Origin of the sequence: Chitinophaga sp. 180180018-3, assembly GCF_037893185.1 — a bacterium.
In the GTDB taxonomy this organism is placed as follows: Bacteria; Bacteroidota; Bacteroidia; order Chitinophagales; family Chitinophagaceae; genus Chitinophaga.
Genome location: NZ_CP140772.1, coordinates 1,472,639 through 1,498,127, shown reverse-complemented (window position 1 = coordinate 1,498,127; position 25,489 = coordinate 1,472,639). Strand labels below are relative to the sequence as shown.

Sequence of the window (25,489 nt, the reverse complement as noted above, 5' to 3'; positions counted from 1 at the left end):
TTTCTATGCTTTCTGCGATAGCATTTTGACACAATAGTTTACCTTTGTATAACTTGTTATTAAATCTTTTTTGATGGAAAGAATTGCAGTTATTGGTGGGTTAGGAACACTGTCGGGGGGAGATTTGTTATTTAAGCTGCTTAAAAATCAGCACGTTTTAAAAAATCAGCTGAACTATCATTTTATTTTTGAACAGCAGCCATATAATCAGATAAATTTACCTTTGTATCATGAACAAGATATAAAGTCGAGAAAATATTATACTTATAGGATTTGTAAAAATTTTGAGGACAAAAGTGTTTCTAAAATTTTATTGCCTTGCTTTGCGAGTCATTCTTTTCTAGATGAGCTACAGAAGGAAATTTCCATTCCTATTGTCAATATTTTTGAAGCATTGCAGGAACATATCAAATCTAAATTTGAAAAAGGGGCAAAAATCGGAATTCTAACTTCTAATTATGTGAAGGAATTGCAGATGCTCAATCAATATTTCCAGGATTATGAATTGGTTTTTCCTGACAATCAAAATCGTTTAATGGATGCTATTTATGGTGAGTTTGGTATAAAGAACGGTCATTTTGATGGACTTGCTTTGGAATACGTTTCAGAAATTTGCGAAGAGTTAATCCAAAAGGGTTGTGAAATTATTTTGCCAAGCATTACAGAGATTTCCCTAATTACAGAACAACTTTGGAAAAGGGGATTTATGGTCATAGATGTAAATCAAGCTTATGCAGACTTTGCATTAGAAACAGGAAATGTAAAACTAAATAAACCCTTTAAACTTGGGATTATGGGTGGGGTTGGCCCTTCAGCAACGGTCGATTTTATGAACAAAATCATACTAAGTACACCAGCCCAAAAAGATCAGGATCACATCAAAATGATCGTAGAGCAAAATCCACAAATCCCTGACAGGACAGCAAATATCATCCATCATGAAACAGATCCAACCATTGCAATGTTTTCTACCTGTAAAAGGTTAGAGGCCGAAGGCGCAGATGCAATAGCTATCCCTTGCAATACAGCTCATGCGTTTGTAAAAAGTATCCAGGAATATCTCAATATTCCAATTATCAATATGTTGACAACTACTGCTGAATACATTTTGGAACAATATGAAAAAGATATAAAAGTAGGGTTATTGGCTACAAGTGGAACAGTACAAAGTAAAGTATATCATAATGTGCTTCACGACTTTGGGTTTGAAGTTGTTATTCCAGATGGACAACATCAGGAATATGTAATGGAAAGTATCTATGGCAAGTTTGGTGTTAAAGCTGGCTATAAAAGTGGAGTTTGTAGAGATCTCATCCTAAAAGGAGCAAATTATGTAATTGAGAAAGGAGCGGATGTTATTATTCTTGGTTGTACAGAACTTCCTTTACTATTTCCCGATGAGGTTGAAATAATAAAAGGAGGAAAAATAATTCCTTTGATAGATCCAACTTTGATACTAGCAAAAAGGATCGTTAGTCTGGCCAAAAGCTGAATGTTCCACTTTCTTTAAATTTAAATGCCATCAGCAAAAAAAGGCAACTGGACTACCTCCAGCTGCCTAAAATATTGCCCAATTACTGGGGCAATTCAGAACCATTCAGAACCATCACATGAAATGGCTTTTACGCAGTTTTATATTCATTCATCTTCGGCAAGTTCTATCATGGCTGAAAGATGGGCTGTTTCTCCCATTATGTCGCTATGATTGCCTGAACCAACCATTTTAAATCTAATATAGCCCTGCCTATCAATAACGATCTTCACGGGTATACCGGCCACATTGTAGGCATTAGCAACTTCATTGTTCTGCGTATTCTTCCCCTTCAAATCCATCAATACATGAAAATTATACTGAGGATTATTAGAGAAGTATTTCCTTACTTCCTCAGCTGCATTGCCGTTTTTTTCCTTTGTATGTATAAAAAGAAACGCCACCCCAGTATCATTTCTATAGTGCTCTATAGTGGCCTGCATAATGGGAAAGACAGCTTTACATGGCATGCACCAGGTTGCCCAGAAATCCAAGACCACGACTTTTCCTTTATAATCATCAAGGCTTACTTTTTTTCCTCCGATATCCTGAATGGAGAACGATGGCGCCAGCTCTTTAATCAGGGAAGATTTAAGTTTTTGCTTATTCTCACGAATAAGTTTATTCAACATCTGGGAATCCAAGGTTCCTGATTGCTGCCCCATTAAACAGATGCTGGTGGTTAATAAAAATATTAAGAGAGCAGTTGTCTTCATATTGTTAATTTTACTACTATATCTTGATAGCTTCTTCCAGAAAGGATTTTACCTCAGAAGAAGGGATTGTTACGCTGCTTGTTCTGCTAACTCTCGCAATATTGATTCCCATAAATACGCCGTCCAGATTAAAAACAGGCCCCCCACATACAGAAGGCTTTAACTTACCATCATGGGCAAATACCCTTTCAAATCCATCCCGGCGGTCGCTCTTCCCGTCCTTGAATTGGTCTGCGGCATGCCAGCTGGGGGGCTCCGGTAATTTGGACAGGACAACGGCAAAGGTTTTTTCGGTACCGGCTCTTTCTACCGCGATATGAACAGTGTCGCCGGGTCTACCACTGCGTATTACGTTGATGAAATCTTGTGGTTCGTTCACTACAACCTTGTTAATGCTCACAAGTTGATCACCAGCCAATAACCCTGCCTTGTTCGCGGGAGATCCATTTTCAATCATTTTGACCTTAATATGTCCGTCTTTGGGCCATATCCCCGCCCCAAAATAACCAATGTTATATGTACCAGGGATGCCAAACTCGGACGAACCCAATACGCTGAACTCCCCGCCATCCCGAGGATTCGGTGAAAGAAGGAACATGCCGATCTGAGATGAATTTACAGTGTCGCTAGTTATGGACGATATTTCCAAACTGCCTTCCCATTCCTTGCTTGAAGAAAGCAATACCAAGTCGCGAGCCTCATCCCGATATTCAACCTTTAACTTCCTTTTAGTAGCGTCAGGCAAAAGAGCGTATACATCGTTGGGGATCTCGGAGCTTTTGGAAACGATCAGTGTCTTTGTGGTGAGATGGCCGGGTGACTTTACCAACAACCCTAACGCGACTTGTTTTCCCAAAGTATTAATAAGTTCTACGGTATGAAGCGCAAATTTAGATTCGTAATCCACCGTCATTGTTTCCACGCTGTGGATATTTTTGTAATATATTCTATCCATTGCCAATGGATCTTTGGGAATGGCTACTGGGATAGGGATCTTATTGTATTCCACGGGCTTTTGAAAGGCAGACCAGTACTTCCTAAATGTATCGACTGGTACCTCAAAGTTATCTGCCAAGTCCATAAGGATATAGCTACGGATACCGATAACCCGACCCAAAAGATCAAATACTGGTCCCCCTGAATCACCTGGCTCCATGCGACAAGTTGTCCTGATCATTTTCATTCGTGGATCATTCAAATCAGCAACCATCCCAAAGCGAGCAACACTAACTGGCACGGGCATACTTCCAGGGTAAGCAACACTGAAGCATGGTTCTCCAACACGCAAAGAAGACGCCCATCCCATCTCAGCGTAGGGGTAATTACCCGGCTGGTTCATTTTAAGAACAGCCACATCGTATTTGGAGATGCTACCCAGACCAGTTGCAAAGCATTCTTTGCCATCTGGCATAATAACAAGGTACGTCTGTTTGGGGTGCCCAACATGAGCTGCGGTGAGGATCAAACCGTCCTCACTAACAATGACGCCGCTGAATCGGTTCCCACCTTCACGTTTGGTAATGGTGTCATAATCGGAAAGAAATACACACGCTGGTGAAACCTTAGCGATCGCTTGTTGTACTTTTTGCTGGAGTTCCTTCGGTCCTAACTCCTGTGCTTTTATTTCAATCGATAGACATACCAAAAGTATGGCCATGACCGCTGATACAATATTTCTCATATTTAAGTATTATTGATTACACTTTAGCAAGCTGGATCATCGTTGTTATTTCTTTGATGAAAGCCTCATCTGCTGATGGACCACCTCCCATAGATTTGAATCGAACATTACCTTTGGTGTCTATGACAACTTTGGTAGGAAGTGCCTGTATTTTGAAGCCTGATGCAGCTAGATTTTTCTTTGTTGATGGATCTTTCATGTCCATCAAGACCGTAAATGTAAATTTCTTATCAGCAATATAATCTCGTGCGAAACGAGGGGCATCCTCCGATGTCTCGAGAGTGTGGATGAAAAGAAATACAACATTGGTATCCTGTTTGAAATGATCAACAGCTTTTTGCATCTTAGGAAATGATGCTTTACATGGACCACACCATGTAGCCCAGAAATCAAGGATCACCACTTTGCCTCTGTAATCACTAAGCTGTACATTATTACCATTAAGATCTTTGAGAGAAAAATTATAAGCTGGCTCGGATATCATCTTTTTGGTTAGTTCCGCATTGGTTTTAGTGTCGTTAGATTGAATTACAGAATTTATCATCTCATCAAACCCCTTATCACTACCCTTCGAAGCGATGTAGGCATCTTTGAATTTAGCCATCTGATCTGTAGTATACTCACCACTTTTGATCCGGGCATCCAAAAGTGGGTATGCTTCCTTAAGTTTATTAAGTGCCAGTAAATAGTTTAAATATGTTTCAGCCACGAATCTGTAAGAAATATCTGACGGTTTAGTTTTCTTAAAGACCTTCTCTGCATATTTGAATCCTTCCTCGTATTTACCGTTTAGATATAACAATTTACTCAATGTCATAGTAACTTCTTCGTCTACAGGTTCCTTAATTCCTCTCTTAGCCAAATCAGCGAAAACCTTTCTTATCAATTTTTCCCCAAGGACATAATCATTTGCATCGATTGATAATGTTGCTGCATACGAGTAGGCATCTGTCCTGTAGTTTGCATCCTGTATCATATTAAGGTATTCGAGTACTTTCTCCGGTCGATTTTTCCCGAGGAATGAACGAGCGGTATAATATCTTGCATAATCTATCAAGTGTGGATTTACGCCAGCGGGTCGGGTCGGCCATTTCTTCTCAAATTCATGGAAATTCCGCTCGTTAATATCCGGGTTACTTTCGTTATAGACGCCATCGAGGTTGGCTTCAAATGCGGCAACACCGTTAGGGAATCTTTGAACGATCAGCTCACGGGCTTCATTATAACCTTTCTCATCCTGTTTTTGAGCATAATAGTCAATCAAGGCTTGCACGTCGCTTTCTACATTGCTTTGTTTTAGCTTTTCAATTTTCTTCTTCAATTCAACAGGATTCTTCGCGTTCATCAGCTCCCCTAGACGTGGGTTATTGTTGTTTTGCGCTCTTGCGAAACTTATGGCTGCCATCAAAATGATGGTTAAAAGGGTTTTTATTTTCATCTTATTATTGTTTTTCTTAATTAATTTGTAAAGTACGAATGCACCGCACGGAGCAATGCACTCGCACTTGCTTATTGGTTGGTTATATAATATTTAAAAAATCAGGACTTATATGCAAAATCGATAACCTTACCAAAGTCACTGAATTTATTGGACAGGGTAATATCACCGCGAGGATTGATGTTATAAATATAAAAGTGCCCTTGGGTACCATCCCATGTTGCTACCAATAACTGATTCGACAAAATCTTTACTTTGGTGATTGTCTCGCCTGGCGTAATTCTTCCAGCAACCCCATAAGAATTTTGAGGAATATCATATAGGTACGCAATGTTATCTTTAAAGAAGTAGATAAACTGATTGGATTGAGAGCTGACAAAAAAAGTACTACCTTTGAGGCCCTCCGCTACCGCCGATTTTCCAACGGCAGGCTCGTCAACTTTCAGGTTGATCTGATATATAAATAAGTTTCCAGTATTGTCTTTGAACACAGCATTGTAATACTGATCAGTATACCCTCTATCCAGATTCAGCAGGTCCATGCCGATACTTCTCATATCAAATGCCGCAGTAGCCGCTGGTGCATTAAAGGAGGCCATAGTTGGAAGCACAGTAGCATTAGTTACATATACAAAACCCTTTGCTTTGGTATCGTAGTATGCACTACTAAAAGCCGTAAGGCCATCCCATGATTCAGGTCCCTTTATCGCAAAAGGTGCCAGTGCATAGTCCGTACCTTTATCATTTATGAAAGGCAACTCGGATAGATACTTCACATCTCCTGGAAATCCTCCTTCAATATACATATGCAACAAACCGTTGTTGATGAATATTTTAGTACTAAGCGAAAGACTCTTAATGTACTGAGGCTTCACAATTTGTGGGGCACTCCAGAAGTAGTCATTGAACTGAGCTTGTTTAATCATTGCTTGGTAATCCAGTTGTATGGCATCATTCTCCGACAAAATCTCGATCTTCTTACCTGAATAGGTCTCCGTAATCTCAATTTGACGCAGGGGAAGTTTTAGGTCGTACCCACGATTCAGATCAGAGTATACGTTATGAAACACCTCACCATTTGGGATAATCACCGAAATATCTCCCTTGTTATCCTTCTCTTCAAGTAGCAACCATCCTGTACCAAGCCTGTCTGTGACTGTCAGTGGAAAAAATTTCATTACCATTACTCCCGTCCTCTTTTCCGTCACCTCAAACACGACTGTATAACTACCGGTTGGTACACCTATGGCTTTTTTCAGACTTCTTGTACTATCCAGAACGATAATAGGTTTTTGTCCGGCAGCATCCCGGATATACCAACTGTAATTGAAAGCAGAATCGGCTGTCGGTATGCTTTGCCGGATAATGGGTTCAATACGCAATGTATCAAATTGAAGAATGATACGTGTACTGGTGTCTGAATCTACGATCTCTACTTTATTAAGATTAATCAAATCGTGTGTGCTCTTATCTTTCACGCACCCCCCCAAAGCGAAAACTACTAGCAGAAGAGCATATATACTCCTGATATATTTAAGATTTTTTTTCATTTCTTCAGCATTATTTTTATCCAATAGAGAATTAAAATGATGGGAATGTGACTCTCTCCCCATTCTCGTCCATCAATGGTCCATTAACAGATTCATATTTCAATAGCTCCAATCTCATCTTTTGCAGAATAGCGAGCATTTCAGAAAGCTGCGCACCAAGGCTTTCAGTAATCTTGATTGAGTTTAGATGCTCCACCATGAATTGATGCTTTACCCTGGAATAAGGACCATAAATAAAATCCGGCCAGTCACTTGGCATTAATAGCTGATCAGTCACGAATATCCGCAGATCTGAGTTACCTAATCCCACATCAAATTCTGGTGATTTATCGATCACCAGGTTAATAAGAAAAGTTTTTTCTTTCAAATCTGGTGTTCGGTGGAGAATAACATACATTTCTGCGGTATATGAACCGGCTTTAATTACGGCAGGTGAAATATCAAAGTGCGTACCTTGCTTTGCCGTTGTACTTTGATCAATCTGAACATTCACGCTTCTGTCCTTATCAGCCGCAAAGCCGCTGATTCTAAAACGCAGTGTCACAGTGTCCTTGGTGACGGTATCAGGCCGTACAACAAAGCTATACGGCAGGCTGTCTCCAAGCGCAGCGGGAACTGAGCCGGAGAAATAAACCAATGGTGCATTTTTATACATTAACCTTTCACCTTTCTTACATTCGGTAAAAATGACGGTTATAAAAAAAAGCAGAATGGTTGCTATAATGGAGGAGATAATTTTCATTTGCTAATATTTTAAGATCATTTTCCAAATTCAATTTCCTGAACTGGCTTAGGAAGAACGTACTTTTCATCCGACATCGGTCCGGTTACACTACCAGAAATACTAGCAGTATTTTGCCGTTTATAATAATAAAAAAGTTGCCCTTCGCAAATAAAGTCCTTCCTATATTCCATATCGATAGCTGATTTCAGTGCGACCTCGTTAGTATTACTGGATAGCAAAACATCTATCCGGGCATCCCGAAGCTTGTTGAAATATGTAATCTTTTCCGCAAGTGAAGGTGCCGTTTCTGCTGCTATCAGATATAACTCAGATAATTTGATAAGCGGGATTCTTCTACGGATATTTTCGGCACTGTTATCGTCTTGCCAAAGTTTTGAATAGTAGATGATTCCTCTGCTATCTGACCAGAAAGCCGGATTCAACCTAATGTCAGCAGTGGCGGTAAACAGTTCGCGTTTGCGCATATCTGAAACAAGCAATGTCGTATTGGCCCCACCAGTTGCTGTCGGTGTTTTAAAAACTGCATCGGTAAGCAACTTCAGGTTAGAAACATAAATGGCAAACACATGCTCCATAGAAGCAGTACGATCCATCTCTGAAGTATTACCATTGATGTCTGACGGTTTCAAAAAAGTGAAGCCACCATTATCAATTATATCCTTTGCTGCAAGGAATGCGCCGTCCTTGTTGCCAGCGTATAGGGAGATACGCGAAGTGAGCCCCCTTATTGCCCAGTAGTTTAATCGATTTTTTCTGAATGCCAGAAAGTTATCGCCAGAAGCAGGTTGATGTATTAGGTCCTTATCCTTTATTAGGAGATCCTCTGCTGCCTTGAGATCTGAAAGACATTCTGCCATTACCTGCCTAGCAGAAATAGATGCTTGTGGCACAACGGTAAAATCCTTCATATAAGGGATTGATAGAGCATCAGGCTTATTGAAATTTCCGAACAAACGCAATAGGTCAAAATGGAGATAGGCTCGGAGTGCCAATGCCTCACCTTTTATCACATTGTAGTTTATACCAGTAAATAGCCCCTTTTGGTTATCAACATGTTTAAGAATATAATTTACCTGAGCAATTGAACCATACAGTTCTCCCCAGATATTACCAACTGTACCCTGAACACCGGCGTCAGTATACATATATCGGGCAACATACATATACGTATGGCTGGTGCTACTGGCAGGGTTAGTGTAGTTTTGTGCCAATACATCAACAAATCCAAATGACAATTCCTGACCATATAAAGTCGGTTGTGACATTTTTTGATATACTCCGATCAAGGCATCCTTGAACCCATCTTCTGTGCTAAACTGCCTGTCTTCAGAAATCTGTGAAGAAGGCTGGACCTCCAGCCATTTAGTACAAGAGGCGCATAAAAAAGTGAATGCTAGCAATAAAATTATGTTTCTCATTGTCGGCGAGTTAAAAAGTGGTGTTTAATTGTAGCGTATAGCTCCGGGAAAATGGATAATCTAATCCTCTTTCCTGTTTAATGGAAGACAACCAGAAAAGCTGCCCAGCAAACAGCGTAACCTTTGTATCATTGAGGCGCAGTGTCTTATTGAGTTTGTCGGTGAAACGATAGTATACACTTGCGTTTCGGAGACTCAGCCAGTTGTCCTTTTGCACGAATCGGGATGTGTTAAATGTTGTGCTGGTCACTGTAACACCGTCTACTGTCACAATTCCCTTGAAGAAGGTGTGATCACCCGGATGGCGCCACCTATCATCATATACCCTCCTGTCCACGTTTTTTGTAATGTCTGCATTTTCCACTCGCGACGCCAATGTTTCATTGTATGCGTCCCCTCCAATTCGATATTCAAAGAACAGATTCAGGCCGATACCACGGATTTCAAGGTTGGTCCCGAAGGTACCTTGCAATTTGGGTCGAGTATCTCCTACGATGATTTGGTCGAGTGGATTGTAATTGGTTGTCCTTTTTCCAGCACGATTAACAAAAATCTCACTACCAGTTGAAGGATCGATGCCCAAAGATGGGACAGCCCAAATGGCTGTGGTACTGCGGCCTTCTTCATAACGAGGAAGCGGGGACACCGACATGGAGTCCGCATTTTGCTTGTTAAGGGCTTTCAATGAATTAGAAATTCTTTCAATCTTATTAGCTACGTGCATGGCGGTAGCAAAAACTGTCCAATTATCCCTGGTGCCCGGTCGGTTAAGAATTGTATAGGTAAGCCTTGCTTCATACCCCTTGGAAACTATATCCCCAAGGTTGTCCATATATGTGGTAAATCCTGTGGATGGCGCAGTGGTTACAGAAATTACAGCGCCCTTAGTCTTTTCAGTAAAGATGTCTACTGAGCCTTGCAGTTTGTCAAACAAATTAAAGTCGGCACCAAAATTCTGTTTGAGTGTTTGCTGCCATTGAAGTTTACTGTTGCCATATCCCATCAAGTAGGTACCGATTTGATAGAGATACTCCTGATTATCATAATACTTACTGGTAGTAAGCCCTAGATAGCTGGCAAAATTTGAGGAGCCAGTATATCCATAAGAGTAACGCAATTTCAGCTGCTTGATGTTGCTATTATCTTTAAGAAAGGCTTCATTGTGAATATTCCAACCTCCTCCTACACTCCAGAATGGGGCGAATCGTCTATCTGCACCAAACTGGGATGATCCATCTACTCGATACGAGAGATCCATTAAATAACGTTCATCATGTACCAGGCTTACGTTGGTAAAAAAACCCAATAAACGATTTATGCCGTCCATACCTTGTGGTTTCTCGCCGTTTCTTGGATATGCACCTTGAAGAAGGTTGTCTAGGCGGTCATTGGGGAATCCAATTAAATTATAAGTTTCAGTGAATAGTCTCTCGTCTCTGAGAGTAGATCCTGAAGATGCGTAAATTATATTTTTGCCGAATGACTTATTAAAATCAAGGGAAAGTGTAGCATCGAGGGTACTCGATCTGCCATACGATTTAGTATAGGAACCTTTTTCATAAAAGCGGTCAGCGGGAATATTCGCAAAAGAACTGTGTGTTCCTGGCAGGAACTTATCGGCCTCATTGTTGGCTTTGGTGTAGGCCAGTCTTCCCGAAAGCCTCAACCATGACAATACCTGCCATTGGGTAAAAAAGTTATTGACAAAGCTTTGTGCCATAGCCTTGTCTATTGTATGAAGCCTAAGATCATACATGGGGTTCATTACCCTGGAAAGAAGGTTTCCGTTTGTGTGATAAATATCTTCCAAATACATAACATACTGTCCATTGGCATCGTAGGGAGACCAGTATGGATTAAGGTCTACATATGTACTGAAACTTCCGTATGGTGAATTGTTGGAAGTAGTGTAATTTATTGTAAAATCGTTTCGGAAAAGTAATTTTCCTGTGCGGTAGGCCAGGTAAGTGTTACCCGAAACATTTTTACGGTCTGACCCTTTCATCACGCCCGCCGTATAATTATAAGTGCCGGTCATTCCGTACGTGACGGCATCATTTCCTCCCTCAATATACAGGTTGTTATTATAGCCGATACCATTGCGTACAGGTTTAGTCTTCCAGTCAGTATTATTCCCTTTTTCAACGAGTGCCCGACGGTAGCTATAAAGCACTCTTTGTTGTTCTTGAACATAGGGCAATTGTCCGAATGCGCCACCACTATATACACCCCCGTCCTTTTCCAATTGCAGTTTTTCAGCTGCGTTAAGCATGTCATAGCCTTTGAGATCGGCAAATTCATTTACAATGCTTCCTGTATAATTCATTCTCAGTTTTCCGGGTTCAGGACGAATCGTTTCCACAACTACAACTCCGTTCGCTGCTCTAGAGCCGTATATGGCAGTCGCTGACGCATCTTTGAGCAACGTGACACTCTTTATACGGTTGATGTCAAGGTCTGCAATGCGCTGTTGTGGTACCTCGAATCCGTCCATAATGAAAAGTGGTGTATTGGGACTTTTGGTGTAATTGAACACATCAGCAGTATTACCACCACCCAGATTTCCAAGGCTGTTGCCACCGCGCATGAGGATCTCTTGTCGCGCATTTGGATTGGCTCCCATTTGAATGTTATCAGGCATTTGGAAGGAAGGATCAAGGGATCTGAGCGCGTTGAATACATTAGAAGCGGATGCTCTGGTTAAGTCCTTTTTGGTGAATGTTTGTGCAGAACCAGTATATGAATCCTTCCGACGCTCATAAAGACCTGTAACTACCACATTGTTGAGAGTATTAGTAGAAGTCTGCAAAATAATTTCCAGGTTGCTTCCGTTTTTAATTTGAATCTCTCTTCTTAGATATCCAATACATGATATTACCAGAGTTTGCCCGGTTGCTACATCAATAGCAAACTGACCATTTGCATCTGATGTAATACCGTTATTAGTTTCTTTGACCATGATTGTCGCACCTATAATCGATACCCCATTTTCATCTGTGATTCTACCAATGATCTTGGTTTGTTGACTTTCAGCTTCATTTTTACCCTGACCACTTATATTACGGTCTGACCTTAACGGCTCGATTACAATATTTTTCCCTTTCTTACTATAACTGAAAGGTTGATCATTGAAAATCATTTGAAGGAAACTGTCGAGAGGAGCATTTTTTGCACGTACGGTTACTGGTTTGGCTTTCTGGATCTCAGCGTCGGGATAAATGAAAAGAAATCCAGTTTGTTTTTCTACCTCTAATAGAACGTGTTTAAATTGTGCATCTTTACCCGAAAATGTTACCGTTTGAGCAACGCTATCCAACCGGACCAGTAACAAGAGAAGCATAATGCTCAAAAAGAATGTACACTTGAGAAGAGGTGGATTGATTTTCCTTCGGCGGAAGGAGGCATAAGAACATAAAATTTTCATACATCAGTAATGTTTGGTTGATTTTTGAACGCAAAAAATATACACTGGACATTTATGAATAGCTTCCCCTTGGCGCAGTCGCGCCACTGTCCAAAGTGGTGAATAGTTTGATGACAATCTGAAAAAGGCTACTTCATGCCGTGGCTTTTCCCTTATTCCTCTTCTACTGTTAAGGTTCTGCCGTCAAGGGCAAATTTTACTCCCATTCCTTGAAATATGTCTAAAAGTTCTGATAACGGAACGTCCCGATATATTTTACCGGAGAAAGTTCTAACAGGGATATGCTGGCCATAGATTACCGATATATCATACCATCTTTCCAACTGTCTCATAATGTCGGGTAGCTTATCATTGTTGAATATGAATAATCCGTTCTTCCAAGCAAGAACGCGGTCAAGTCCTGGCTGATCAAGCTGTTGTATTGAAATTTTTGCCCCTGCATCACCTGGTTGATTGTATTGTGCCTGCTGTCCTGGTAGCAGAGTTGCATTGCTGTTTTGCGCGCCGGTGGTCAATCTGACTTTGCCGTCTATTAAGGTTGTTTTTATTACAGGCTCATTGTTGTAGCTGTTGATATTAAATTTAGTTCCGAGTACCTCTATACGTAGTCCACGGTCAGTATTTACAATGAAAGGCTGCTTCGCATTTTGCTTAACGTCAAAATATACCTCACCAGTGATTTCAATGTCTCGTATACTGCCTATAAAGGTCATTGGATATCGAATTGAACTGGCACTATTCAATAGTGCGAGGGAACCATCTGGCAGCTGGACAGTAAATTGTCTTCCTTTCGGTGTGCTCACTTTATTGAAAGTCAGTTCATTAGTATGTCCTATATATTGAAGGGTACCATTATTGACTTTCGCTGTAACCCCGCCACTGGTTGTGATGGTACCATTCTTTATGCTGTCGAGTGAAATGCTACTCCCATCTGCCAATGTGAGTAGCGCGCCGTTCATTCCCGGTAGAATTTTTTCCTGTTGTACATTTACGAGAGTTGGTTCATTGTGCCTACTGTTATAGTTAAACCACCAGAAGGCACCAATGGCCACCAGGACAGCAGCAGCTATCGACCAGCTGATCTGTGGAAGAAGACGGCGTATACGTGGCTTAACTCGTGAGGAACGTAAGATTACAATTTTCTTTCTAACACTTTCCTGATCTACTCGAGCATAGGTCTTTATCTCATGCTCCATCCAAGAGCTTGAAGATAAGTTATTCCAAAGTTCTTCGTTGTATTGGTTGGAGTGCAACCAATTATTTAGGATGGTCAATTCCTCCGAAGTAATTGTTCCCCCGGTGGCCCTCTTTTTCAGTAGCTCAAGAATCTGTTGAAATTGATGTTCTGTCCGTTCCATCATATAATAAAAACGGATGAGGATCGAAAACGAAGCAAAAATTTAAAAAAAAATTAGATTAGCACTAATTCCGTTGTAGCCATATAATGTACAGATAAATAGCTGCGCTAAATAATCCCTTATTTTTCAATGCGTTACGCAATAGCACCAAACCTCTGGACCTATCTGCCCTAATATGTCCTTCAGTTACACCAAGGCGCAAAGCCATATCGGCAGGTGTAAGTTCCTCTATGAAGGTCCATTGTAATATGTCACGATATTTAGCCGGCAATTGTTGCATTTCTTCATAAATGACTCTCATAAGCTCTGTTTGAAAAAGCTTCGCTTCCACATATCCCTCATCTGAAATAAGATCGCGGGATATTTCTTGATGTACGTTATCGACTACCTGCCTATGCCGGAAAAGATCGATACATTGCCTTCTAATGACAGTAAAAAGATAGCTGCGTAAGGCCACGAAGCTTTTGAATTCTTTCTTCCCCTCCAACAATTTATGAAAGGCGAGACTTACCATGTCCTCCGCTTCTGCGTTATCATTTACGAGCTTGAGAGCATAATAATGTAGGGGAGCTAAAAGTCTCTGAAAAACTATTTCAAAAGCGGCTTCATCTCCAAGGCTCAATTTAGAGAGAATTACTGTTTCATCATATGTACGCGATGCAGGCAAATATTTGTTGTATTCAATTTGCCGGAAATCTACGCCAAAAAAATCAGAAATTCTTAATGGACCGATAATGTTGTTCCGTTATTTATCGTGGGAAGGTAATTAAAATAACCTTCCGACGATGCAACCTGGAACTAGATTCCAGAAAGGGAATAACTGCTATTTCAGTAGGTTTGAATACTTTAAAGGATTAATTAATTTGAATGCTAGCCTCGGGAAAAACCGACTGAGAAAATATATGGCTTTCGTAGCACCCACCCGAATAGTAAGATTGTCATTTTTGAGCCCAGTAATAAGACCTTTAACTAATTGTTCGGGTTTTATTGCCTTAGCGTCCATTCCCTCTGCCATTTCAGTTGCAACAAGCGGCGGTAGAAGTTCGAAAACCTTAATATCGCTATTCAGCATTTGTAAGTGGCTTCTCAATGTTTCAGTATAAAATCGCAAAGCGACTTTTGTCGCTGAATACGTAGGCGCGAGGTTTGCCGGCACATAGCTTAAAATCGAGGTCGTATTTATTATGGCAGGCTCTTTTCTCGAATTCAACATATCTATAAAGATATTGTTCAGTCGGATGATCCCTAGATAATTTATGTTCATTTCATATGTCGCTTTATCGTAATGCATGGGATCTGGTTTACCTAAATTAATGGGGGGCGTGCTGACACCCGCATTATTATATAGAATATCTATACCTCCCAAGTCGCTTACTTGTTTCAAAAGTGATAAAGCATCTTCTTCATTGGCTACATCACTTTTAATAGTAATTAACATTGGAAATTTTTGTTTTGCCAGTTTCAGTTTTTGCTCGTTTCTACCTGTAATAATGACTTTACAGCCGATGCTCAGAAATTGTTTAGCAGCCTCCAAACCAATGCCTGATGCGCCACCTGTAATCAATATGGTTTTATCCTCTATTTTCATTTTATTTGGTTTTTCCGTTATTTAAAAAGTTTTTTATATACCCAGTTGAAATTTCTGGATATTGAAAATGAGGAGCGTGCCCTGTACTAGGGAGAATTATATGCTGTACAGAAGGCGCTTTTTGGAGTAAAGGAAGCCAATTCTCTACTGCGAATGAAATATCATGGTCGCCAGAAATTACTAATACTGGGATCTCTAATGTTTGATACAACTCCCTGAAATTGTCATTGTCTTCTGCCACTTCTGGGAATACAGCAAAATATCGTTGTAAAACCTCTGGAGCTGAGGGCAGTTTTGACCGATCAATTCCTTGGGCAATTCTACCCCATGATGTTTGTGCAGCTGTTCTGCTTTTTTCGGATTTCGGTTCAAAGAACAACACGAACATATCATCAAAATCTTGAATTGGTTTTAATGCCCTTTCCAGAAACAGGGGGGAAGTCGGAATATCTCGTTTACCCATTGGATTACTTCCAATAACTACGGTACTCAATATTCTAGTTGGATATAGAAAAGTTGTGTATTGTGCCACCACACCACCATATGACCATCCTCCTACGTGGAACTTATCAATACTGAGATGATCAGCAAGTTTTACTGCCTGGGCAGCTACCTCTTTAATACCCAATGGTAATTCTCCTTCCGAATAACCAATACCTGAGTAATCGAAAGTTATCACAGTATTGGTTTCAGCCAATAAATCAAGGAAAAGAGGGTCCCATGTGTCCAATGTTCCTCTAAATCTATTTGATAAGATGATTGGTGCGCCTTTGCCTATTATCCGATAGGCAATTCTTTTACTATCAATATTTGCATATTGAGTTTCCGTTGCTATGGCTGTATTTGTCATACTTTTTGATTTATTTAAGTAATTGCTATATTTGCTTGCAATTTGCAAGTACAAATATAGCAATTACTTGCAAATTGCAAGTAATTTTTAAAAAAATATGTATGATAAAACCCAAAAATAGATCTGAGTGTCCGATTAGTTGCTCACTTGATATATGGGGAGATAAATGGTCACTACTGATTATCAGAGACTTAATGTTCTCTAAAACATGTACTTATGGCGATTTTTTAAAGTCCCCTGAGAGAATTGCTACCAATATCCTGGCTACAAGGCTTCAGATGCTGGAGGAGAATGACTTGATCGAGAAATTGGAGCATCCAGACAGTAAAGCCAAAGTTCTATATAGATTGAAAAGAAAAGGTGTTGATCTGCTTCCTGTTTTGGTAGAAATACATCTATGGGCTGAAAAGTATTTATCAATCCCAGAGGACAGAAAAGCATTATTATTGGCTATAAAGAAAGACAAAGCAAAATTTATAAATGATACAATAGAAGAACTAGACAGTTGATGTTATATTTCGCGGTCAGTGTCTATAATGTGTGATATTTCAAGAGATATTTATAGTGGTACAACGAGGAGGTATTTATCCGATTAAACTATTAGCGTTTTCCCCTCGACCTTAATCCATGATCAGCGGCTACATATGGTGACGGTTCCCCGGACATCAATTTGTCCAGGTGTTCGCGCCTGAAGTAACCGCTCTCATTTTTATAAATTCCGAATTCCTCACATCGCTTGGAAAATTGTGTCCGACCGAGATTACAATAAATAAGCGCTTCCTCGACCTTTAAAAATGGCTTATAACACAGCGCTATAGCTCTTATTACCACATTTTCATCATTCTTGATCATAACGTTACATTTATATAAACATGATAAAGCCCGACAAGCGGGCCTTATCCGTCATGGAATTATCCCCATCTGCAAACCTTATCGCTGACAGTGGCACTCCTGCCGAACTGTTTCCTTTTCAGGCTTACAATACCTTAAAACTATCGTTGACCAGCATCCTTTATGGCGGGCAGCTGAAAATCCGCCATGTAAACGATGCTACCTAGTATCGGATGATAAGAAGCAATGTACTTCACATATCCCTGATCATTGAGATCATTCATACATCTGTGGTAGGTAGATCGGCTTATTTTAGCCAATTCTAATACTTCCGGGCGATGAATGGATATGGGGTCATCAAAATCGTTTTGATTCCATAGCTGAAATAAAGCTAGGTATAAACTAAGATGAGTAGCCCCGATTCGGTTATCACTTTTTACCGCTTCAAAGATGGCGGTAAGCCTCTCTCTTGCTTTTTCCATAAGTCACAGATTCAATATCACAAAGCATTTTTGAAAATCAGGAAATAGACTGCCCTCTATTGTTTTTGAGAACTTTATCTTCCTTTGTTGTACCCTGGTCCGGAACCTGATCATTTTTTTGTTTCTGTTGAGCAGCATCCTTTAAAGCCTCCACTGTCGTCTGTTGTAGATTTTCTTTAAACACCCGGATGGTGTCATGTAATGGAAGCGCTTCAATAAAGAAACGTTTTTCATTTACACTAACCATCTGACGGTTACCCCTTTCCAGCGAACCGTAGAGCATCTGCGCTTCCTCTGGATTAATGAGCTGATCTAATGGGTATTTACCGACTACCTTCTGTACATCATACCCTGAAGTCTTTACTAGTGGGTGATTACCTTGTTTATCTGTTTGCTTGAAATCAAGGTAGGCCCATTCATGCTTATCTTCATTCACAAGAAAAGAACGGCCCTGCATCGAATTATAAGCATTCTTCAATGTTAATTTGTCCGAGTCCCTCGTGATCTCAAAAGTCTGTTTTTGAATTTCCCCCACTTTGGGTTTTACCAGCATCTCAATCTTATTCAGAAAAACAAGATCACTACCCTCTCGTTGGGATTTATTGTATTGAAAGGAAGCTACAGCCAGATCTTCTCCGTATTTTGTGGTGTGATACAGGCTGGACTGTTTTTCTCCCTTCTGCAACATTATTTTGAGTGCATCATCAAGAGCGTCACCAACACCCCGGCTCTTTAAATCGTTCTTGTGATACTCATACACCTTTTCATTCATGGCATTTTCATTTTCACGATGTAAATAAATTGGGTCTATATCCCTGAAACCTCTTCTAAGAAAACGATGATTATCAAGGTCATTGATAACAATCGGCTTGCAAGGGTTATAAACCTCGCTAAATTCCCACGACCTATTCCCTGTATCAGTATTGTATTCATAATATGACCCAGCAACAAGTAATCCCGTTGAATCTTTAGGATCTCCATCAAAATCTAATTCAAGCCTCCGGTGTTTATAAGTTGCAATAAGCATATAATCGACATATTCCTTTCGTCCAACTTCCTCATTCATTGAACGCTTTAGAAGACAAGCATATGCGTCCATAAGGTTAATACTGCGGCCAACCTCGCTTAATTCATGGCCGACTTCGTAAACCAAATGACCGGGATGAGTGTGACGGAATACCAGGTATTGATCAATTACATCAAGTGGATGAAACGCGATATTTTCAGGCTTACCGCTACGAAACATATTGTTAACCTCACTCATAAAGCAGATATTATAGTATCTAAATAGCTTGTGCCTTCACCAGCTGACGGTTTTTGATCCTGATCTTCAGATGCCGCCCACCGTCTTTCTCCGTCACATATAGGTATAAATTTTTCCTATCGGGAATAGTGAATTTCGGGAGAACAAAGACCATTGCGGATTCGCTATTAGCGGAGATTACCTCACTTGGTCCTAAAATCAATTTCGGCGGGATGATCTTTTCCTGGTGAGCAGTTCTCCGGGCAACTCTTTTATCCCGGATAAAAAACTTTATCTGATCAGGATAATAATTGATAGCGGAACTGTTCTTTAAACTTACCTGAAAGTAGAAGTGATCGTTCCTGATATAGATTGCATTCAAGCGGAGGCGCATACTATATTTTTCATCGGTAGTTCTCCATTGATGCCGCTTACTGATACGCACAAGTTCCGCCGTCCGGTGCAGCTCAGCAGCATTCAGGGAATCATTGGAAAGCTGAACTGGACCACCATACAGATCAGTATCCAGTTTTTTACCGAATTGTAAGTTCAACACGTGAGGGAAACTATCATAACGCACAACAAACGAATAAAAACGCCCGTCCTCCGTCACGACACTAAGGTTTGTTTCAGAAAAATACTCCTTACCAGCTTTTACCTGGAGGATATTACGAACACCCTTTGCCTTTTGAACCAGTATGTCGCGGCTCCCTCTGTCCACACTGGCGACAGCATACGGAAAAATGAGGTTCGTTGTTTTCTGAAACGACACCCGCAAATTTAACGGGGCCAATTCATCATATTCCTGCGCCCTAGCAGTCATGTTTCCTAATAGGCAGGCAATACCTGCCATCCATACAGCACATTTCAACGTCATCTTTTAGGAATTTAATCATGAGAAAATAATCTGTCAGCTTTGCCTGTTTTTCAGCAAAACTTGATATCCAGCTTTTACAGTTACCTTAATGAGCTTTACTTTCCGGCTAAGTAAGGTTTTTGCGGTTTCAATACCGGCACTCGCAGCCTGGGCACCCAGCGAAGGGTCCATTGACATCATACCGAGACTCTGTATTGCTTGATCAGCGGAGTTTTTTGACACGTCCCTGGCAATTGCTCCGGGGATATAGATGCCCACCATACCATCCATGTCGTATGCAGATACTGCGACCGGCAGAATAGAATTTGATAATCTGATGGAATTGATTTCAACCTGAAGGCGCTCCCCGTTGATAGATACAGCGCCATTAACATAAGTATCTTTGGGTACCAGGCGCCCTGCGATATAAACATCACGTATCAGCCGGAGCTTCAGGGTGGCGCCAGAAACCAGCGTCTGTGTTTCCGCTACCTCCGCTTCAACAGCATTGTCTTCATTCGTTTCTATCAGCGGATCATCCAGGGAGTAAAAACCATTGGAAACCTGATGCAGGGATAAAATAGTATCTGTACGTAAAGAAGATACTGATTGAACCGGCTGTAAGCTAGACACTGGAATAAGGTCACGGTTCATCGATGATACAGGATATACCTGTTGTTTATGCTCAGCAGAAACTTTCTTCAATTTGTCCTGCATCCGGGAAGGGTACTGGATATCCAGTATTTTATCGAGCATACCATCGATCTTCGCCATCTCCGAATCTTCAGGGGTACCACCCTGCATGGCCTGCATGATTTTCTCCAGTTGCGCGACTTCAGGGTTGATGTTGGAAGTATCAGTAAGGTTATTGCCCGGAAAGGCATGATCCACTTTCCCAGGCACAGGAGCCGTTGTCTTATTCAGTTCCCTGTCCAGCTCTGCCAACTTCTTGTTTACTTTTCGTACATTATCATCAGCCTCACCGGAAGAGTAAGGAGATTCTACCGCGCCGGGCTTCCTTTGTTTATTGGCCTTCTCTACCTCCATAAAAGAGTGAAAATCCATGTCCTCACTTTCCCCTTTTCCTGTATCCTTACCAGCTTTTGAATCATAGTAAGGATCACGGCGAGCAATATCTCTCCATTTGGCAGAATCCCTAGCGGCCTTTTCGTAAAAGTCCATCTTATTCATCCGTGAATCGTCAGGTAGCACCGGAGCCGGTAACTGATAATTAAAGGCATCCTTTGTTTGTACAATGGGTGCGGCTGTACCCTTACCACCACCGAGGCCCCAAAATAACAATGTCGCAAAGGGGAAAACTATAACAGGCAACACCAAAGCAAACTTCCGCTTTCTTAATGTTTCCTCTTTTAATGATTGCTGCTGATTATCCATAACACACTTATTTAAAAGTTCAACATCACTATTAGTGCAATCCAATAATTTTATCAACGAGGGCCAAGCTGTCGAACAAACCTGGCCTGGCAGCCCTTACACTATCTAAAACCTGTCTTCCTTTTGTTGTAGTAGACAGACTATCCAGGAAAGCGCTGTACCGCTGGATACCCTGAAAGGCGCCACCCCGCTTTATCATCTGCAATGGTCCCGCGGTATCAAAAGATGGTATTGCATGAGTGGTCCGGGTTATAGGGGTTACCTTATGCAATGAACTTTTTCTTTCGACACCGCCACCTGCGGCGAATAAAACACACATTGTCGTACCAGAAAGAAAGAAAACCACCAGGATCATCTTTTGATATACAGCATGGATTTTATTAAATCTCTCCTCCACCTTATTACAGGCGATCCTTATAACTCTCTTCCATTCCGCGGAAAGTCTGTCCAGCCAGGCATAAGATTCACCACGGTGATCCTGCACACTACTTCTCCGTTTATGCCTACCATTCCAATGCATATATTATCTGTTTATGACATTCAAATCTTCATTTCTGATGATGGTCCAATTCAGGATCAGGAAGCCATGAGAATTATTATCAGATGTTTTTGCGTCCTGTAAATATCCCTCAGTAACAAGGCTTCTAGTCGTGATGCTTGTAGGGCGGCGTATTTGAAGTGTTGCATAGCAACGAAATGCAAAAGGTTTTCGATTAAAATCCACATTTACGCTGTCTACCTCTATTCTCTGGCTCACGTTTCCGGAGATAACGCTTGTATAAAAGCCGCTTTCTTTCAGGCTCTGGTACTTTGCCCGTGCGGAGGCATCTGCCAGGTACATTGCCTTTGCGATGTTGGACTGTATAAGCCTTTCATCGGGATCAAGTGTGAAAAACAAACGATGAAAGTCCTTTACATGTGCTCTGGCTTCTACCGGCAGATAGTTTTTTCGATCATCCGCAAAGGCTTCAATTACCTTATCACCGTATAGCACGTAAATTTTTCCCTGCACCTTCCCCGCCAACCGGTAACTCTGATAATAACAGAAACAAGCTAATAGCGTATTCCCTAATATAACAGCGATGGAAAAGGCCCGAATGTACCTGAAAGCGGTATCGATATTCTTTAGTTGACGAAACATATCTCCACATTTACAACTTATTCAACTGATCATACATGTATGCTCCGGTATTTCCAGCAACACGACCAGCATCGGCCATGACACCAGACCCTTTATTCTGACCACTATACCCTTCATTAAAATTCTTTGGTGCATTGTAAGCGTTTGATATCCCTTGACCCAACCGGGAAGCGGCCATGCCGGCACCGCCTGTAGCTGCGGCAGCGGATATGCCAGTGATCTTCTGTAAAAGAGGATTACCGCCGGCAACATGTACTACATATCCTGCAACACTGGGGACGGTAAAGTATCCTACGATACCCATGATCAGGAAAATCAAGTAAGCGGTATCGTTCGCGCCGAAAGAAGTATCACCGTATTTCGTGATCTGATCAATATCTATCTGTAGCATATTGATCTGGATTTTATTAATAATTGCACCAAAAATATTAGCAACAGGCAACCACAAAAAATAGTTTATATAACGCCCCAGCCAACTCATAATCGACTGCTGGAATCCATCGAATACGGAGATGCCGAAAACAAGAGGGCCCAATATTGCCAACACAATAAGATAGAAAGTTCTGACAGTATTGATGCAGAGAGATGCGGCTTGAAAAAGCACCTGGAGGACTTCAGAAAGAAATTGTTTAACAGAGTTTCGTATCGAGTAAGCCGTCTGCTCCAGGCCGAACTTTATATCATTTCCCATCCTCTCAAACACGCCCTCATTTTGCCTATCCGGATCATTAGGATGATAGTATTTATACCACCGATCATAGTCGCCTCGACCATCGACACCGACATACATTTTATAATACTCCGTTGTCTTGATAGCGTCCTGCTTCTTCTGCAAGAGTGTGGCTATGGCGGAATCGCCATCTTTAACGATACCCGATGTTGCAGTTACGGTAGGCTTCATAATTCCGTTAAGAACGTCCAGTACCTGCGGAAACATCCCGATAGCAAGGGTGATAACGAAAGGTCTTAGCAATGGATATAGATCAACGGGTTCAGCGTTTGCTATATGCTTCCACACACGTGCAGATATAAACCAGATGGCTGCAAAACCTGCAATAGCCCTGCCTATATCTATCATCTCACCGCATAACGGGATCATGTCATCATATAACTTGTCCAACACCCCGTGTAACCCGCCAATGCTATCAGTAACACTCTGCGCGTTGCAAATACCCGGCAATAAAATCCCCATAGCTGCACATGCCAGCAACATCATACACCATTTCATATACCTCAGTTTAATTTCCCGATACTGTAGAGAACCTTCACTGTTTCTACATCATTATTTGCTTTCGCTCGCTGAAAACCGAGCATCTCGGCTCTGTTGTTAAAATCACACAAGAACAACCAGGCGTCCTCCATGTCAGCATAAATACGATCAATTCCCTTCAAACGTTCGTCATCACTCATTCTTAGCTTACTAGCCGTTACTATTAACATCAGCTCTTCCAGATTCTTCAGGCTCTCCTTTGTTAGACGGGCATACACGGTAGACATGTATTCTATTTCCTCGACACTGAAAAGGCTGGAAGACCTGAATGTATTGAAAGCGGACTTATATCCTTTCACAATCCGGGCCTGGTAATTAATGATATCCCCAACACGCTTGTAGTTCTTTATTGCAGGATTGACCGCATATAAGCCATTTAGGAAAACCTCATGTAGATTAAAGTTGCCCTGTGAAAGGTCTTTGACAGTATTGTATCCTTTGCTGATGATCTGATAGCCATTGTACATATTTTGCAGAATCTTTTTCAGCTGGCTCAATTTCTGGATATTCAACGCCAGTTGTGCGAGTTCGTCCGCCTGTGCTTTAGCAGGGATAGACAATAACAACTGTGAAGAGATCACTAATACCACAACACAAATCACACTCTTCATAAAAAAATTATTTTAGTCCATACATAACCCGTTCCATCTCCACATCAGCTATTTCAGAATGTCGTTGTCGTATCAACATATCCAACTGGTTGATGAAAGAAGCAACAAACGCACCTCTATCCTTTACCACAGAATACAACTGGTCTATCCTGGAAAGACGCTGATCATCGGACAACTGCAAGTGATCATTTGAAATAACAAGCATCAAGTCATCAAACGACAGCTTGTTTTCAGTCTTGATATTCCTGAAGACCTTTTGCGCATAATCCCGGTTACCCTCATCAGCGAGATCGTTGGCGTTGACGTATCGTAATACTCGATTGCATGAGGCATCCATAGATACAATAGAAGCAATGATATCGGCAGCTTTGGGATAGTTTACCAAAGAGGGATTCACCTCCTTCAAAGCATTAAAGAATACCTGGTGAATTTTCAGATCACCATTCTTTATCTGCGATATAGTTCCAAGCCCCTTCTGCGCAATGTCATAGCCCTTCTTGGCATAACCAATATACTGCTGCAATAAGGCTATTTGCTTTATCAGATACTCACGCTGTGTCTTCTTCTGACGAAACCATTCATTAAAAGTTTGCGCTTTTAAATGAAGAGAAGAGAAAACTATAATACAGACCAACATCACCACTCTCATACCACACCATATTATATTATACATCACTTGGCTGGCAAACCGTACATGCGCCGCACCATATCAATCTCACTAGCCCCATTCGCTCGTTGCATACTGATACCGATATTGTAATTTGTGAACTGACGCAGTGCAGTCATGTTTTCCTCAATACCGGCAGCAGCATCAGCGATAATCTCCAATCTCCTTCCGTCTGACATTTGAGTAGCGAAAGAGTTGCAGACCAAAAGGAGCTGATCTACATTCTTTAGGCTTTCTGAGAGGATGCCAGAATAAACTTTATACATATAATCGATTTCCTCCGGGGTAAAGCGGGTATCCTTCCGGAGAAGCTCATACGCCTTTTTATACTCATTCACCAGGACCACCTGCTGCTGAACTATTTCTTTTATCTTTTTATAGGTGGAGATAGCATTCTTTACCTTCCACAACTCTTCAAAATAACCAGCATATAATTGACGCTGCTTTTCAGTCCAGCCGGCGATTTCCTGCAACTTCAATTTGGACAATGCGTTTTCCAACGTCTTTTGTGCATTTTGCAAAACAATAGTGTTGTTCTGAAGACGTTGAATCTGGAGGTCCAGCGCTTTGATAACCTTTTTTGCCGCAGCTTTTATCACGACCCAAACAATGGCTTGGCTTTTCTTTGTTGGCATTACAACAAGGCCACAACACAATACAGCACACAGCATTACCTTATACACACTTTTCATAC

Annotated in this window: 23 protein-coding genes; 2 read left to right on the top strand and 21 right to left on the bottom strand. The window is 41.1% G+C overall.

Annotated features, from left to right (window positions below):
* Nucleotides 1–73 precede the first annotated feature (73 nt).
* Nucleotides 74–1,492, top strand: a complete 1,419-nt coding sequence (locus UNH61_RS06120; RefSeq protein WP_326991250.1) for an amino acid racemase — start codon at nt 74–76, stop codon at nt 1,490–1,492.
* Between the two features lie 146 nt (nt 1,493–1,638).
* On the opposite strand, the gene UNH61_RS06115 is transcribed toward UNH61_RS06120, so the two are convergent.
* The 11 genes from UNH61_RS06115 to UNH61_RS06065 all read right to left on the bottom strand — a co-directional run bounded on the left by UNH61_RS06115 (nt 1,639) and on the right by UNH61_RS06065 (nt 16,299).
* Nucleotides 1,639–2,247 carry a TlpA disulfide reductase family protein gene (locus UNH61_RS06115; RefSeq protein WP_326991249.1) on the bottom strand — a complete coding sequence of 203 codons (609 nt, stop codon included), beginning with the start codon at nt 2,245–2,247 and terminating at the stop codon, nt 1,639–1,641.
* A gap of 16 nt (nt 2,248–2,263) precedes the next feature.
* Complete coding sequence (locus UNH61_RS06110) at nt 2,264–3,928, bottom strand: trypsin-like peptidase domain-containing protein (protein WP_326991248.1); 1,665 nt, start codon at nt 3,926–3,928, stop codon at nt 2,264–2,266.
* Between the two features lie 16 nt (nt 3,929–3,944).
* Nucleotides 3,945–5,366, bottom strand: a complete 1,422-nt coding sequence (locus UNH61_RS06105) for a TlpA disulfide reductase family protein (RefSeq protein WP_326991247.1) — start codon at nt 5,364–5,366, stop codon at nt 3,945–3,947.
* A 101-nt stretch (nt 5,367–5,467) separates the two neighbouring features.
* Complete coding sequence (locus UNH61_RS06100) at nt 5,468–6,916, bottom strand: PKD-like family lipoprotein (RefSeq protein ID WP_326991246.1); 1,449 nt, start codon at nt 6,914–6,916, stop codon at nt 5,468–5,470.
* Between the two features lie 31 nt (nt 6,917–6,947).
* A complete protein-coding gene (locus UNH61_RS06095) occupies nt 6,948–7,658 on the bottom strand; it encodes a DUF4843 domain-containing protein (RefSeq protein ID WP_326991245.1) in 711 nt (236 codons plus the stop codon).
* 17 nt (nt 7,659–7,675) lie between these two features.
* The gene (locus UNH61_RS06090) at nt 7,676–9,079 is read right to left on the bottom strand and encodes a RagB/SusD family nutrient uptake outer membrane protein (RefSeq protein ID WP_326991244.1); all 1,404 of its coding nucleotides are present in this window, start codon (nt 9,077–9,079) and stop codon (nt 7,676–7,678) included.
* 10 nt (nt 9,080–9,089) lie between these two features.
* Nucleotides 9,090–12,503, bottom strand: coding sequence for a SusC/RagA family TonB-linked outer membrane protein (locus UNH61_RS06085; protein ID WP_326991243.1), 3,414 nt, complete (start codon nt 12,501–12,503; stop codon nt 9,090–9,092).
* A 152-nt stretch (nt 12,504–12,655) separates the two neighbouring features.
* Nucleotides 12,656–13,864 carry a FecR domain-containing protein gene (locus UNH61_RS06080; protein WP_326991242.1) on the bottom strand — a complete coding sequence of 403 codons (1,209 nt, stop codon included), beginning with the start codon at nt 13,862–13,864 and terminating at the stop codon, nt 12,656–12,658.
* Nucleotides 13,865–13,925: 61 nt separating this feature from the next.
* Nucleotides 13,926–14,528, bottom strand: a complete 603-nt coding sequence (locus tag UNH61_RS06075) for a sigma-70 family RNA polymerase sigma factor (RefSeq protein WP_326991241.1) — start codon at nt 14,526–14,528, stop codon at nt 13,926–13,928.
* A 156-nt stretch (nt 14,529–14,684) separates the two neighbouring features.
* Complete coding sequence (locus tag UNH61_RS06070) at nt 14,685–15,449, bottom strand: SDR family NAD(P)-dependent oxidoreductase (RefSeq protein ID WP_326991240.1); 765 nt, start codon at nt 15,447–15,449, stop codon at nt 14,685–14,687.
* A gap of 1 nt (nt 15,450) precedes the next feature.
* Nucleotides 15,451–16,299 (bottom strand): alpha/beta hydrolase, encoded by an 849-nt coding sequence (locus UNH61_RS06065; protein ID WP_326991239.1) that lies wholly within the window; start codon nt 16,297–16,299, stop codon nt 15,451–15,453.
* Between the two features lie 101 nt (nt 16,300–16,400).
* On the opposite strand from UNH61_RS06065, the gene UNH61_RS06060 reads away from it, so the two are divergent.
* Entirely contained in the window at nt 16,401–16,808 is a 408-nt protein-coding gene (locus UNH61_RS06060) for a helix-turn-helix domain-containing protein (protein ID WP_326991238.1), read from the top strand.
* 483 nt (nt 16,809–17,291) lie between these two features.
* Here UNH61_RS06060 and UNH61_RS06055 read toward each other — a convergent pair whose 3' ends face one another.
* The 10 genes from UNH61_RS06055 to UNH61_RS06010 are packed head-to-tail and all read right to left on the bottom strand — an operon-like array spanning nt 17,292 to nt 25,487.
* Nucleotides 17,292–17,612, bottom strand: coding sequence for a hypothetical protein (locus tag UNH61_RS06055; RefSeq protein WP_326991237.1), 321 nt, complete (start codon nt 17,610–17,612; stop codon nt 17,292–17,294).
* Between the two features lie 37 nt (nt 17,613–17,649).
* A complete protein-coding gene (locus tag UNH61_RS06050; RefSeq protein ID WP_326991236.1) occupies nt 17,650–18,876 on the bottom strand; it encodes a hypothetical protein in 1,227 nt (408 codons plus the stop codon).
* A gap of 19 nt (nt 18,877–18,895) precedes the next feature.
* On the bottom strand, nt 18,896–19,732 hold the full coding sequence (gene traN, locus UNH61_RS06045; protein WP_326991235.1) for a conjugative transposon protein TraN: 837 nt from the start codon (nt 19,730–19,732) through the stop codon (nt 18,896–18,898).
* 33 nt (nt 19,733–19,765) lie between these two features.
* Nucleotides 19,766–21,106, bottom strand: coding sequence for a conjugative transposon protein TraM (traM, locus tag UNH61_RS06040; RefSeq protein ID WP_326991234.1), 1,341 nt, complete (start codon nt 21,104–21,106; stop codon nt 19,766–19,768).
* Nucleotides 21,107–21,137: 31 nt separating this feature from the next.
* Nucleotides 21,138–21,626 (bottom strand): hypothetical protein, encoded by a 489-nt coding sequence (locus UNH61_RS06035; RefSeq protein ID WP_326991233.1) that lies wholly within the window; start codon nt 21,624–21,626, stop codon nt 21,138–21,140.
* 3 nt (nt 21,627–21,629) lie between these two features.
* Nucleotides 21,630–22,247, bottom strand: coding sequence for a conjugative transposon protein TraK (gene traK, locus UNH61_RS06030; RefSeq protein ID WP_326991232.1), 618 nt, complete (start codon nt 22,245–22,247; stop codon nt 21,630–21,632).
* Nucleotides 22,248–22,257: 10 nt separating this feature from the next.
* Nucleotides 22,258–23,475 carry a conjugative transposon protein TraJ gene (traJ, locus tag UNH61_RS06025; RefSeq protein WP_326991231.1) on the bottom strand — a complete coding sequence of 406 codons (1,218 nt, stop codon included), beginning with the start codon at nt 23,473–23,475 and terminating at the stop codon, nt 22,258–22,260.
* A gap of 5 nt (nt 23,476–23,480) precedes the next feature.
* The gene (locus UNH61_RS06020; protein ID WP_326991230.1) at nt 23,481–24,128 is read right to left on the bottom strand and encodes a TerB family tellurite resistance protein; all 648 of its coding nucleotides are present in this window, start codon (nt 24,126–24,128) and stop codon (nt 23,481–23,483) included.
* 7 nt (nt 24,129–24,135) lie between these two features.
* Nucleotides 24,136–24,777, bottom strand: a complete 642-nt coding sequence (locus UNH61_RS06015; RefSeq protein WP_326991229.1) for a hypothetical protein — start codon at nt 24,775–24,777, stop codon at nt 24,136–24,138.
* 23 nt (nt 24,778–24,800) lie between these two features.
* Nucleotides 24,801–25,487, bottom strand: coding sequence for a conjugal transfer protein TraI (locus UNH61_RS06010; RefSeq protein WP_326991228.1), 687 nt, complete (start codon nt 25,485–25,487; stop codon nt 24,801–24,803).
* Nucleotides 25,488–25,489: the final 2 nt, after the last annotated feature.